Raw genomic sequence first — 12,845 nt, 5'->3', positions numbered from 1 at the left:
TTGGAATCGAACTGCTTACAGTTATAATGCATGAACTTTCACTATTGTAAAAGAGGCTTAGCCAACATCCCAGGCACTGCCCACCCTACATTTCTATATTTTTCCCAAAAATAAATTTTCTCAATAAAGACTTTCTCCGGTTGCTATGCTGCTTGCTGTCAAACGCTATTTCAAAAAGGACCTGATTCCACTTCTGGCTGACCTCCGGCTGGCAATTGTTCTATTGCTAGTCATCGCCGTGTTCAGCATCCTGGGCACAGTCATTGAGCAGGGGCAAGGATTAGACTTTTATCAGCAGAACTATCCCGAGGAGCCAGCCCTATTCGGTTTTCTCAGCTGGAAAGTTTTACTTACAGCAGGTTTGGACCATGTTTATCGTACTTGGTGGTATCTGTCACTGTTAATTCTGTTTGGCAGTAGTCTGACCGCCTGCACCTTTACCCGACAGATTACGGCCCTACGATGGTTTTCCCGCACCTGGAATTTCTACAGTAAGCCTCGCCAGTTTGGGAAAATGGCCCTGAGCACCCAGATTAGTAAGGGTTCCATTGATCAGCTCACTGAATTATTGGCAGGTAAGCGCTACAAAACCTTCCACAAAGATGGCACCATGCTCTATGCCCATAAAGGGTTGTCAGGGCGGATCGGTCCCATTTTGGTTCATGCCAGTATGCTGATTATTCTTTTGGGAGCCATGTACGGTGCCATGACTGGGTTCTTTGCCCAGGAAATGGTACCCAGTGGCAATACCTTTACCGTGCAAAATGTTTTTGATGCTGGCCCTTGGGCCGGTCCCCAAATTCCCAAAGACTGGTCAGTTAAGGTCAACCGATTTTGGATTGACTACAGTCCCGAGGGGCGGGTAGAGCAATTTTACTCAGATCTGTCGGTCCTGGATGACCAGGGTGATGAAGTCAAGCGTAAAACTGTATGGGTAAATGAGCCGCTGCGCTATCGCAATGTCACCATGTATCAGGCTGATTGGTCTATTGCCGGGGTACGAGTGAAAGTCAACAATAGTCCCATTTTGCAGTTTCCTATGGCGGCGATTGATACTGGGGATGGCGGTAAACTCTGGGGCACTTGGGTGCCGACAAAGCCGGACATGAGCACGGGAGTATCGCTGATAGCCAAAGACCTCCAGGGTACTATGGTGGTTTACAGTGAGAAAGGTGAGCTTCTTTCCACTGTGCGAGCGGGTATGTCGGTGGATGTAAATGGGGTGACTCTATCCGTTGCTGAGCTCATTGGTAGTACTGGACTGCAGATTAAATCTGATCCAGGTGTACCCATTGTTTATTTGGGATTTGGTTTGCTGATGTTGGGAGTGGTAATGAGCTACATTTCTCACTCTCAAGTTTGGGCGTTGCAGGATGGCGATCAGCTCTATGTGGGAGGACGTACAAATCGTGCCCAGGTTGTCTTTGAGCGAGAGTTAGTGGCTGTACTCGATGAGCTCAGTGCTCAGTCAGCATCTGAACCGGTAAAGGATTTAGTAGTTTCCTAATATCAATTGAAAAGCTGTTGAGCTAGTGTCAGTCGGGCTAAGGCAGCCAAGGATACTGGCTAAAGTCCGGCGGACGCTTTTCTAAGAATGCCTGTTTACCCTCCGCACCTTCCTCAGTGAGGTAGTAAAGCAAAGTCGCATTGCCTGCTAGCTCTTGCAATCCAGCCTGACCATCGCAGTCGGCATTAAAGGCTGACTTGAGGCAACGAATAGCTGTAGGACTCTTTTGTAAGACTTCCTGAGCCCATTGGATCCCTTCCGCTTCAAGCTGATTGATGGGGACAATATGGTTCACTAGGCCCATATCCATCGCCTGTTGAGCGTCGTACTGTCGACAGAGAAACCAGATTTCTCTCGCTTTTTTCTGACCCACAATGCGGGCGAGATAGCTAGCTCCAAAGCCACCATCAAAGCTGCCTACTTTAGGCCCCGTCTGACCAAAGATCGCATTGTCAGCAGCAATGGTCAGATCGCAAATTAGATGCAGCACGTGACCACCACCGATGGCATAGCCTGCCACCAGGGCAATTACCACCTTCGGCATGGACCGAATCAGTCGCTGTAGATCGAGGACGTTCAATCGGGGAATGCCATCATCGCCGACATAACCCGCCTTCCCACGCACACTCTGGTCGCCACCAGCACAGAAGGCATACTTCCCATCCGTATGGGGACCCGCCCCAGTCAGCAGTACGACGCCGATGGATGTGTCTTCGCGGGCATCGCAAAAGGCCTCGTACAGTTCAAATACGGTTTTGGGACGAAAGGCATTGCGTTTGTGGGGCCGATTGATAGTGATTTTCGCGATGCCATTGGCCTTGTGATAAAAGATGTCTTCGTAGGTTTTGACCGGTTGCCAATCGACTTGCATAGTGTGTCCGCTGAAAAGTTTGAATGGAATGCAAGAGACATTATGTCAGTTGGGTTGAGTCCGGCCAATCATTACAAGGCTGTTACAAAACACCCTGGACCCAGTCAAAAGCTTTGCATCTACGGGAGAATAGTCGTCATAGAAAAATTAAGTCTTAGTCCAACTGTTAAATTCCATGGCCTATTACTGGTTTAAGTCATTCCATATTTTTGGTGTTGTAGCCTGGTTTGCAGGTCTTTTTTATCTGGCGCGGTTGTTTATCTATCACGTGGAAGCGGAGATGGAGATAGAACCCGCCCAGAGCATTCTGAAAAAGCAGTACACCATCATGGAAAAGCGGTTGTACAACATCATTACAACACCGGCCATGGTGTTGACGGTGGTCATGGCTGCTGGGCTGTTATATACCATGCCTGACTACCTACACCAGGGCTGGATGCATGCCAAGCTAGGGTTTGTCGGGTTGTTGTTGTTCTATCACTTTTACTGCGGTCGCATGATCAAGCAGCTAGAAGCGGGCGAGTGTAAGTGGAACAGTAAAACCCTGCGTTTGTTTAATGAAGGGCCGACGCTGTTGCTTGTAATCATTGTCATGCTGGTGATTTTCAAGGGGCAGTTTCCTACGGGGGCTACCACGTGGCTGATTGTGGCGTTGACCATTTCATTTTTGGCGACGATCCAACTCTATGCTCGTAAGCGTCGCTTGGATAAAGAAAGAGAGGTGGCTGAAGCTGCAGCAACTGGTAAAGAACAGGTGTTGCAATCCTAGATTTGTCTAGATTTTGGCACTGAAAGGAGATGGGGGGTGGGCATTGTCCACCCTCTTTTGATGGGGAGCATGCTTGGAATGGATCGCCATAGATTGACTATGAAACTTAGAACACAATATCTTCTGTCGATTCTTTGTGCTATTGGAGTGATGGTGATGGCGGCTTTTGTCGGTATTGCCCAAACGGTGGATAAAGTTCCTGTATCTAAAGGTGTTGGTGGAGCCGTGGCCTCAGTGGATGTGGATGCCAGTCGCATTGGGATCGAGGTGCTACGCCAGGGTGGAAATGCTGTCGATGCGGCTGTGGCAACGGCAGCGGCCCTAGGGGTGACGGAACCGTTCTCGGCGGGTATTGGTGGGGGAGGATTTATTATGATTTACCTCCACGATCAAGATCGGGTGATTACTTTGGATGGTCGAGAAGAAGCTCCGGCCGCGGTAACGGCTGATTTATTTCGTGACCCAGACGATCCGGCAGGGGGGAATTTACCGTTTTTCCCAAATCGTATTAGTAGCGGTTTAGCTGTAGGTGTGCCAGGTACCCCCTTAAATTGGCAGACAGCTCTGGACCGTTATGGCACTCTATCTTTGGCCGAGGCTCTGGCTCCAGCCACTGAGCTGGCCGAGACTGGATTTACCGTGGATGGCACATTTGCTCAGCAGGTGGTGCGAAACCAGGAGCGGTTTGGGGCATTTACTTCGACTAGTCAGCTGTATTTACCGAATGGTGCACCCCCTGAGGTGGGGTCAACGTTCAAAAATCCTGACATGGCCAATACCTATCGGTTGCTGGCAACCCAGGGCGTGAATAGTTTCTATCGGGGTGACATTTCTGAGGCGATTGTGGAGACTGTAAAGGCACCGCCGGTAGTGGATGAACCCACATTTAAGGTACAGCCTGGGGGGATGACTTTAGGTGATTTGGATCGTTATGAGGTGCGGGTACGCCCTCCGGTGGTGAGTGACTATCGGGGCTATCGGTTCTATGGCATGGGATTGCCCAGTAGTGGTGGGATTACGGTGGCCCAGACGTTAGGTATTCTTGAAGGTAGCGATCTGGGGAGTTTGAAGCGTAGTGAAGCGCTACATCAGGTGATTGAGGCGGAGCGGTTGGCATTTTGCGATCGCAACACCTACCTAGGTGACCCTGAATACATCGATGCTCCTGTTACGGGTCTCCTTAGCCCCGCTTATACCGCCAATTTTTCCCTCCCTAAACAGGCTGTTGAGCCCTGCATCACCCCTGGCAATCCACTGCCCTACCAAACCGATCCCAGTCCTAGCTTGACCCAAGTGCCCCAAGTAGCCGCTGGCAATAGTCAAGAGGGTTTATCCACCACCCACCTGGTCACAGCGGATCAGTATAGCAACGTAGTTTCTTATACCCTGACTATTGAATCTACGGGCGGTTCCGGTATGGTTGTCCCTGGTTACGGGTTTATCCTCAACAACGAGCTGACAGATTTTGACACCGTCTTGCCCCATCCCAATGCGCCAGAACCCGGCAAACGCCCTCGTAGTAGCATGGCTCCCACCATTGCCTTGACCCCCAATGGTCGTATCCTTGCCTTGGGCAGTCCTGGTGGTTCCACCATTATCACTACTGTGGTTGGTATAGTTACCAACATGCTTGACTTTGACATGCCTCTACCCCAGGCCATTAGCGCTCCTCGGCTGTCCCAGCGCAATGTTAATACGACCCTGCTTGAGCGGACTTTAGAAGAGATGGATGAAACCAAGGCCCTTAGCGCTCTAGGTCATGAGTTTCGTCTAGTGGATGAAATTGGTGCCGCCACAGGATTGGAGATTTGGCCTAATGGTGAGATGCAGGCAGCGGCTGAGCCAAACAGACGTGGAGGTGGTGCTGCCATGGTCGTGAATCCAGCTGAGAATCATTAACGCCGGATGAATTCATCTGTGAATGCTAAATTTCGCAACAAATAGGACCTCTTAAAATAGTCACGATCAACAATTCATAAAACCTTGATGGACCCATGGGACAATGCCCTTCAAAGCTATAGGACAGTCTGATAACTGCATCTATGGGATAACTGTATCTGCTTAGACGCATTATGCTGGTTTACTGGGGATACTAGAAAAAACAGCTAGAGTGAGGGTCCCAGGCCTGAAAGAGTAAGGATTCATTACAAAACGGTAATAGGAACGCGATCTGCTAACAGTGCTCCAAGAATTTGACATATCAATTACAGCGGTCGGCAATGACCGATATTTGGTGCGCACGGAGCAGGTTGCACCCGGAGTTCCCCTGGCTCAGGAACAGTTTTATTGGCCCATAGACGATTGGCTGAATGAATCGTCCACACTCATGCATGATCCTCTGCTCGGGATATTAAAGGGAGAGTCAAGCCAACGCTGGGCATCAAAGCCAAACTATCGTTCGGGTCATAGTGATGATGAGGATACAGCCAGCCAGCTTCCCACTTTAGTGAGTTTGGGGCAAGCCCTTTACAATAGCTTATTTGACAAAGCTTTGCGCGATAGTTGGTTGACGGCCCAAGGGGTTGCTCAAAATCGACGCTCTCCCCTCCGGCTGCGCCTAGGGTTAAAGGGAGAAAAGTTACAGAAATTGCCCTGGGAAGTGCTCCATGCCGGTGACCGCCCTCTGGGAACTGGAACTGACGTCACCTTTTCTCGCTACCATTTAGATCGACGTCAAGGCTATGACCGACCGGTAGCTACAGTTCCTGACTTTGAACAGCCCCTACGGGTGTTAATGGTGATCGCCGCTCCCAATGATCAAGATCGTTTAGAACTTGCTCGTGAAGCCAAGCATCTCCAAAATGAACTGCACCCTGTTTCGATGCGTTCAGGAGGAGATTACGACATCCTGCCCAAGCAGCAGTTGGATGTCCAGCTGACTGTTTTAGAGCAGCCGGGGCGAGGTGAACTGACTCAAGCTTTGGAGCAAGGTAACTATCAGGTTTTACACTATGCCGGGCATAGTAACCTGGGTAATGCAGGTGGAGATCTGTATCTCGTTAGTCGTCAGACTGGATTGACCGAGCGTATTAGTGGTGAAGATCTAGCCGGACTTTTATCAAATAATGGTGTCAAACTGGCGGTTTTAAATTCTTGTCGGGGCGCTTATGCCCAAGGTGGAACATCCGAAGTTGGCTGGCATGAGCAGAATCTAGCCCATGCGTTAGTCAACCGTGGTATTCCTGGTGTGATTGCCATGGCGGAACGCATTCCCGATGATGTGGCTATTACCTTTACCCAGCTGCTCTATCGGAACCTAAAGCAGGGCAACCCCATCGATCTGTGTCTTAATCGCACCCGGCAGGGGCTGATCTCAGCCCATGGTTCTCACTATAGCTATTGGGCTCTGCCGATTTTATATATGCAGCCTGGGTTTGATGGCTATCTTGCTAGTAAACCTGGAAATCATAATAGTGCCCTTGATAAGTTACTCAGTGAGTCCGAATCGGCACTAGAAGCTTTGCGTGATGATCAGTCTGTGGTTGTTAGCAACAATAAAGAACAGCAGCACCCTCAGGCCCATGTTGGTGTTGCCTTAGAAGATGCTGATTTAGATAACGTTGTAGAAACCTTAGAGTTAGAAGAAATCCTGATCTACAACGAAGAAGATGCCTCGACGATGACAAAATTGGTGGAGGATCTGGAGCTATCCCAGCAGCCATCGACATCTAATGAGGACACGTCTACGGATGTTGCTGAGTCATTGATACCAGAGACTTTAGAAACCCCCGGTCTGGAACTGGATCCGCTTCCCCAAAGTCCTGTTCCGTCGACTGAGACGGATGGTGATGGTGCGACGATTTATGACGATCATCACGATGTCCCTAATGTGGTTGACGCTCCTGCTACTCAACCCTCGAAGCCTATTGCTAGGCGACGAAATCGACAAGTAGTCATGGGGATGGGGGCTTTGGTCTTAGTGGCCTTAGCGGGGGTGGCGATTAATGATCCGTTGAACTTGTTATCCCAGCCAGCCCTAACGACCAACCCTACCAGGACCTCAAATACGCCTCCAGATATCCCCGAAACTGCTGGTATCGTTAGCGGTAACCCTGAGCAGGCTGTTGTGACCCTGACTGCAATGGCTGCTCAAGGTGAGCAAAATCAGGCACTTGATCGCATTCTTGAACTAGGGACTATTGATGATCCCACACTGCTGTTTTCTAAAGGACAACTGCAGTGGGATCTGATGAACCAAAGTTCCTTTGTTGATAACAGCATTGGGCCGTCTGAGGCTGCCAGATCCTGGCAAGATGCCCTGGATGTCAAAGCCAACTGGATCGATGCTCAAGTTGCGTTAGGTTTTGCCTACTACGAACAGGGCAATTTTCAGGATGCAATTGCTATTTGGGAAGATGCCCTTGATACGGGTGAGGCTTATGGTATCCCCATTCTGTCACTTCACGACGATCTGCCAGGTGCAGATATTCAAAATGCACCGATGACGCTCCATGCTCAACTTGGATTGGCCATGGCCTATTATCAGGAGTCTGAGATCGGGCTGACGGATAGTGACCAACGACCCTTGTTAGCGGTTGCTGCAGATTACTGGCAGGCTGTTATGAAGACTGCTGAGGAAGAGGAGGTGCCTATTTCTGATATATCAGTCCATTGGTTGTGGTCTGAGCGAGCATTAGCAGATTGGAATCAAGCCCGTACGAAGATTGAAAACTATTTGAGTCAGGCAAATTAGTTTATCGAAGATTGAACTAGTTGGCTGATGGTGCGACTACTCGGTATAAATTAAGCCGCGTGTGGATGCCTTCAGAATTTCGTATTAGACAATAAGTATTGAAAATAAAGGCATCGATTAAACCAGTTAATCGATGCCTTTAGCTTTATTAAGTAACATATCTTTGTTAGAAACCCTTAACAAAGAGTCAATCAGGAATGTTATAAATCAAACATATATTGCGATCTCTTTGAACAATATTTAGTTTAGTTTTCCTGGTTGACGGTACTCTTTTTCCCAGCACCGCTCTAGATGTTGTAGAGTGTGATTTTGCCAAAATTTAAATGGGCTGAAGACGGTTTTATAATCCCGGCTAAACACCGGTTGTTGAAGATATTGCCAAAATGGGAATTTCATTTTCAAGGGACTCAGCAAAACAAACAGAAGCGTTAGCTCAAGGCGGTCGCAAGTAAACGTTATTGTGTCTAAACCCGATCACTCACCTATGATTGATGACTGCCGATCAAGTGCTCAAAACACTATTTTTAAACCTATATCAAGGCTAATAATTCAAATTTTCTTACATCTATAATCTTCGACGTAGAAGGATTTCTCCTTCAGTATAAACACCTTAGTTTTTGACAACTAATCTTGTTCTAAAGTTGGAAAAATACTTCACTCAGCTTAAAGAAAAACAATAGTGGTTTCTATTAGATCAGGTGATTAATACTGACAGTCTAGTTGTCAGTACCAGTGGCATAGTCGGTCCACGAATATAGCTCTTAAAAATAGGATTTAGGGAATCGCGTAGCAAAAATTAAACACCCCATATTTGAGGTGTCTTTAGATTTAACTATGGTTATTGAAATGGAGCTGACGGGAGTCGAACCCGTGTCCGCCCTGAGTAATAACGCGCCACTCATTCACAGGTTTAGCCTATCTAACCCTCAAGGCGGGAGCCGTTCATTATCCCGAACGTAGGATGCTCTGGTAAAGGTCTTTGTTAGGCTTCTCACCAGAGAAATCAACCTAACGCATCCGTTGGGGTTAGGCTTATCACCCTTAACGGAGTCAGGTGATAAGCGCTCGAACCTAAGAGAGGTTTTTAAGCGGCAGCTACAGCTACTTGCTTACGAGCAAAAGGTACGATGTTGTTTGCATCTGTATTTAGTTGAGTCTTGATTTCCGAGAGTGGACTCGCTCTCGACCTGCATCACAACGCGACTTTCGTCAAAACGTCGAAACCGTTACAGCCCCTTGTTACTATCCAATAGCTTAGGGCTAGCTGTATGGAGTGTTTATTATTGTAGCCTGCAATTTAGGAAATGCCGATTCTCAGGGAGAAATATTTCTAAGTCTTAGGCTTTTGTAAAGTATTGGGTTTTATGGGACTGATTAGCTTTAATAAACTAAAGAGGTTGTTTTTTAACTTATAATTATTTAGACATTTGTATTGCCTAAGCATTCGAAATGCCTTGATATTTCGTGGGTTTGCCCCCGGTAATTTACAGGTGTTCCTGGTGGTAGTCGGTGCTGGCTATAGGTTGTGAGCACGACTGGATCACGGGTCGCAGATGAGTGCCATAGGCATGCATGCCGCGTAGGCATTACTTCAATTAGTACTAGGGGTTATAAGGTTATGAGCAGCGACGCAGCGGAAACCACTAAAGCGGCAACTCAAGAGTCCACTTCTTCGAGTAGCACTCGCAAAAAGTCCTCAACGTCTTCCGCAGCTAAGAGCGGTGGCATTGTTAAGGCTGAGAAAAATGAAATCATTGTGCTAGAGGACAACACTCGCGTTGTTGAAACCGATACGCTGCCAAACAATCGCCCCATTACGGTTAGTGATGTGGAGGTTGTTCATAATCTGTCCTCGGCTGGAGTTCGTCCGGTCATGGCTGATAACTTTGAAATTGCTAGCACTGATCATTTGCCCGGTCATCGTCCTGTTGCTGTTAGCACATTAGTAGTTTCTGACCTTGAGACTTTGCCTGGTAACCGTCCTATTGCATCCAATGATATTGATGAGGATGCAGCGGCACTAATGGGTTATTTGGATTAATTGATGGATTAATTGTGATTAATCTGATTTTATTTATTAGGGGCGCTGCATGCAGCGCCCCTAATGTTTTTAGGGCGTTTGGCTAGGCTAATCTAAATTATGTCCAGTCAGCTCGACAAAAATATCCTCTAAATTTGAAGGGCGGGTCATCATCCCAGTTTTGTCGGATTGCTGCTCGAGAAACTGATTGGCATCCTGCAGGGTGGGAAAAAAGGTGTAGCTCCAGCGGTCGTCAGTTTTTCGCATGACGATGCCTTCACCATGATTCGATCTTAACTCCTCCAATGTCCCCATCTCAATTAACTGCCCTTGATCCATGATGCCAATGCGATCGCATAAATACTCCACCTCTTCCATATAATGGGTGGTCAGCAGCATAGTCATACCCTTGTGCTTATTTAGATCCAGAATGATCTCCCAGAGGCGGCGACGCGTTTGCGGATCCAAACCTACCGTTGGTTCGTCTAAAAAAAGAATTTTTGGCTGGTGTAGCAGGGCGCGAGCAATCTGTAAGCGACGCTTCATTCCGCCTGATAGGGTTTTGACCTTGTCATCACGGCGTTCAGCTAGCTCCACATAAGCTAGCCATTGATCAATATTTTGCTGACGCTGAGGATTCGGGATGTGGTGCATTCTGCCGTGGAATTCCATATTTTCCCAGACAGATAGATCGCCATCGACGCTAGTTTGCTGGAGTACCACGCCAATCTGACGACGTACCTCCGCCTTTTGACGATAAACGTCATACCCAGAAACCACGATGTCACCTTGAGTGGCACGAGTCAGGGTGGTAAGCATGCGAATTGTGGTGGATTTTCCCGCGCCGTTTGGTCCAAGTAGGCCGAAGATTTCACCCGGTTGAATCGTCAACGAGAGATCGTTAACCACACAGGTGTTGTTATAGACTTTGTGAACGTTTCGCAGGCAAACAGCCGCCACCATAGAAGTTTTAGAAAAGTACTGTTGTTGATATTGGGAAAGTTGCCAATCTGGATAAAGGCTTCAAAATCAGCTCCTTACAGCTCAGATCATACCGGTGATCAGCAACGCTAGACATAGTTCGAATATGGATATAGTTGTAAAACATTGATGCCCATGAGAGCAAAGATCCGCAACCAAGTTTTATTTATTCATCAGGATGATGTGCCTCCTTACAAAAAGCAGGGGTCGATGGTGCGTAATAGTTATTTTTGGGCACTGAAGTCTATTGCTGATCGGGCCGGGTTTTACAAAGATTGGGAATTTGACGAAACAGTGTGGATTGCGTTAGCCCGCATGCTGATGTCGTTTACCGAGTCAGGTTACTTGGGATATCGGGAGACCACGCTGGAGTTTCATCCTGAACATATGATTCCGTCAGAACTGAAGACCGTGGCGACTTGGAGTGAGCCACAAGCAGAGGAGTAAGTTTGGTTTGCTATAAAAAAGGACAAGCCGCAGCTTGTCCCATCATTATGCTTTGACCGTACGGAAAAATGATGCTACTGAGATTGGAGAATTTTCCGTTCTAACTATATCTAATGCTTACTGGGCCTACATGATGCCAATTTGGGAAAGGATACCTTGACCCGTCATTAGCTCAGTCGCAAGACCGATGATGAAACCTAGCATAGCCAGACGACCATTCCAGTTTTCAGCAATCTGAGTGAAGCCAAACTTTGCTTTATCTTCTGCCATGATTCGAAATCCTTCAAACGAAACGTTAAGGTGGGTAACACCTATGTAACTAAATGTTAAACATATTTTTTTGAATCGGCAATGGTAGTTTTAAAAAACTTGGGCAGACCTTGTATAAAGGGTTTTGAATGTTTATCAGGAACATTTTTGCTGGTTTCAAGGGGGGTTATCCGTTGGCGGCCAGAATGATAATTAGAACCAGAATGGTTGCGATCGCAATCGCCAATGCCACCTTCCATTTTGCCACCGGACGCTCGCCCATTACCTTACCCGTTTGGGCGTTGATTAGTACCTGATAGGTTCTGCCGCCGTAGCGATAGGTGGACATCCAAACGGGTAGCAAAATATGTTTGAAGGTTTCTTGTGAGTAGTCTGTAGAGACCGAATGAACCCGCTGTTCATCGCCACCAATGTCAGAGCGAACATCGCTGCGGATAGTATTTGCCATGATGCCCTTGGCCTGCTCATAGCCTTCTTTGACCAGGATTTCATAGCGTTGAGCCTGAAATCCTGCCAGGTATTCGGCGCTGTAGGGTTTCAGCTGTGACACAGGCAGGTTGGGCCAAAGCTGATGCAATTTTTTAGAGTCCAGGGCTCGTGTTGCTGGGACTAATACATCATCAAAGAACCGCGACACATGACCTGAGGTCTTTCTCCATCGTGTTTTGCGAACCCGTTTAGTCCCATCCTTGGTTTGTCGAGTGGTGTAATAGTGGGTGCCCCGTTCGCCACTATAGTGACTTTGAGTTTGAGCGTCGTAGGTCCAAAATGGCAAATAGACCCCGAGTAGTAACTGCTGTTGGGCCAGTTGCTTGAGCTGCCCTGGCAGAAACATGGCTTTGAGATCCTTGAGATCCCACCGAAACGCCAGCCACTCGCGCAGGTTTCGAAGTGCCGCCTTCTGCCCTACTTGAAAAGGCACCAACCCCGATGGGGCTAATGTGGGGTCCGTCGGCTTAGCGTCCTGGGTAACAATGCTGGTGGCACAAAACGGACATTTACCAGCCACATCCGGGGGCTCAAAGGCAATGGTGGCATGACAGCCAGGACAGTTAACCTCCTGGGCGGTGGTTGCTAACTGAGCAATTTGGGTGCGATTGGTATGAATAAATGCCGCTAAATCATGTTCCTGTAGTGTTGCCCTAAGTTTGGTGGACGTTACCTCAGGCATGGCCTCAGCATGACCACAGTAGGGGCATTTGAGTTGCCCTAAATCTGGGTCAAATGCCATGTCAGCTTTACAACCGGGACACTGATATTGATTAACGGAGGTCGTTGGCTCCATTG

10 protein-coding genes and 1 other RNA gene are annotated in these 12,845 nt (G+C 48.0%); 6 read left to right on the top strand and 5 right to left on the bottom strand.

Going from position 1 to position 12,845, the window contains the following annotated elements:
* The first annotated feature begins 145 nt into the window (after nucleotides 1-145).
* A complete protein-coding gene (locus IXB50_RS17075; protein WP_215610195.1) occupies nucleotides 146-1,507 on the top strand; it encodes a cytochrome c biogenesis protein in 1,362 nt (453 codons plus the stop codon).
* Nucleotides 1,508-1,544: 37 nt separating this feature from the next.
* Here the strand turns inward: IXB50_RS17075 and menB are convergent, their stop codons facing one another.
* On the bottom strand, nucleotides 1,545-2,378 hold the full coding sequence (menB, locus tag IXB50_RS17070; protein WP_215610194.1) for a 1,4-dihydroxy-2-naphthoyl-CoA synthase: 834 nt from the start codon (nucleotides 2,376-2,378) through the stop codon (nucleotides 1,545-1,547).
* A 175-nt stretch (nucleotides 2,379-2,553) separates the two neighbouring features.
* Here menB and hemJ point away from each other — a divergent pair, with 175 nt between their 5' ends.
* The 3 genes from hemJ to IXB50_RS17055 all read left to right on the top strand — a co-directional run bounded on the left by hemJ (nucleotide 2,554) and on the right by IXB50_RS17055 (nucleotide 7,840).
* Nucleotides 2,554-3,147, top strand: a complete 594-nt coding sequence (hemJ, locus tag IXB50_RS17065) for a protoporphyrinogen oxidase HemJ (protein WP_215610193.1) — start codon at nucleotides 2,554-2,556, stop codon at nucleotides 3,145-3,147.
* Nucleotides 3,148-3,246: 99 nt separating this feature from the next.
* A complete protein-coding gene (gene ggt / locus IXB50_RS17060; protein WP_215610192.1) occupies nucleotides 3,247-5,046 on the top strand; it encodes a gamma-glutamyltransferase in 1,800 nt (599 codons plus the stop codon).
* Between the two features lie 280 nt (nucleotides 5,047-5,326).
* On the top strand, nucleotides 5,327-7,840 hold the full coding sequence (locus IXB50_RS17055) for a CHAT domain-containing protein (protein ID WP_215610191.1): 2,514 nt from the start codon (nucleotides 5,327-5,329) through the stop codon (nucleotides 7,838-7,840).
* Between the two features lie 844 nt (nucleotides 7,841-8,684).
* Here the strand turns inward: IXB50_RS17055 and ssrA are convergent.
* Nucleotides 8,685-9,076, bottom strand: a transfer-messenger RNA (tmRNA) gene (gene ssrA / locus IXB50_RS17050).
* A 382-nt stretch (nucleotides 9,077-9,458) separates the two neighbouring features.
* On the opposite strand from ssrA, the gene IXB50_RS17045 reads away from it, so the two are divergent.
* Entirely contained in the window at nucleotides 9,459-9,881 is a 423-nt protein-coding gene (locus IXB50_RS17045; protein WP_215610190.1) for a hypothetical protein, read from the top strand.
* Between the two features lie 87 nt (nucleotides 9,882-9,968).
* Here IXB50_RS17045 and IXB50_RS17040 read toward each other — a convergent pair whose 3' ends face one another.
* Nucleotides 9,969-10,823 (bottom strand): ABC transporter ATP-binding protein, encoded by an 855-nt coding sequence (locus tag IXB50_RS17040; protein WP_215610189.1) that lies wholly within the window; start codon nucleotides 10,821-10,823, stop codon nucleotides 9,969-9,971.
* A gap of 153 nt (nucleotides 10,824-10,976) precedes the next feature.
* Here IXB50_RS17040 and IXB50_RS17035 point away from each other — a divergent pair, with 153 nt between their 5' ends.
* Nucleotides 10,977-11,288, top strand: coding sequence for a hypothetical protein (locus tag IXB50_RS17035; RefSeq protein ID WP_215610188.1), 312 nt, complete (start codon nucleotides 10,977-10,979; stop codon nucleotides 11,286-11,288).
* Nucleotides 11,289-11,414: 126 nt separating this feature from the next.
* On the opposite strand, the gene IXB50_RS17030 is transcribed toward IXB50_RS17035, so the two are convergent.
* Complete coding sequence (locus IXB50_RS17030) at nucleotides 11,415-11,603, bottom strand: chlorophyll a/b-binding protein (RefSeq protein WP_326520827.1); 189 nt, start codon at nucleotides 11,601-11,603, stop codon at nucleotides 11,415-11,417.
* A 121-nt stretch (nucleotides 11,604-11,724) separates the two neighbouring features.
* Complete coding sequence (locus IXB50_RS17025; protein ID WP_215610186.1) at nucleotides 11,725-12,843, bottom strand: primosomal protein N'; 1,119 nt, start codon at nucleotides 12,841-12,843, stop codon at nucleotides 11,725-11,727.
* Nucleotides 12,844-12,845: the final 2 nt, after the last annotated feature.

This window comes from Leptothoe spongobia TAU-MAC 1115 (genome assembly GCF_018739885.1).
GTDB classification, from domain to species: domain Bacteria; phylum Cyanobacteriota; class Cyanobacteriia; order Phormidesmidales; family Phormidesmidaceae; genus Leptothoe; species Leptothoe spongobia.
The sequence above is the reverse complement of the archived record's forward strand: the minus strand, read 5'-3'. Positions and strand labels throughout refer to the sequence as shown.

Coding starts and splice junctions, on each gene's coding strand:
- IXB50_RS17025 (WP_215610186.1), bottom strand. CDS start 12,843: ATGGAGCCAACGACCTCCGTTAATCAATATCAGTGTCCCGGTTGTAAA.
- IXB50_RS17075 (WP_215610195.1), top strand. CDS start 146: ATGCTGCTTGCTGTCAAACGCTATTTCAAAAAGGACCTGATTCCACTT.
- menB (WP_215610194.1), bottom strand. CDS start 2,378: ATGCAAGTCGATTGGCAACCGGTCAAAACCTACGAAGACATCTTTTAT.
- IXB50_RS17040 (WP_215610189.1), bottom strand. CDS start 10,823: ATGGTGGCGGCTGTTTGCCTGCGAAACGTTCACAAAGTCTATAACAAC.
- ggt (WP_215610192.1), top strand. CDS start 3,247: ATGAAACTTAGAACACAATATCTTCTGTCGATTCTTTGTGCTATTGGA.
- IXB50_RS17035 (WP_215610188.1), top strand. CDS start 10,977: ATGAGAGCAAAGATCCGCAACCAAGTTTTATTTATTCATCAGGATGAT.
- hemJ (WP_215610193.1), top strand. CDS start 2,554: ATGGCCTATTACTGGTTTAAGTCATTCCATATTTTTGGTGTTGTAGCC.
- IXB50_RS17045 (WP_215610190.1), top strand. CDS start 9,459: ATGAGCAGCGACGCAGCGGAAACCACTAAAGCGGCAACTCAAGAGTCC.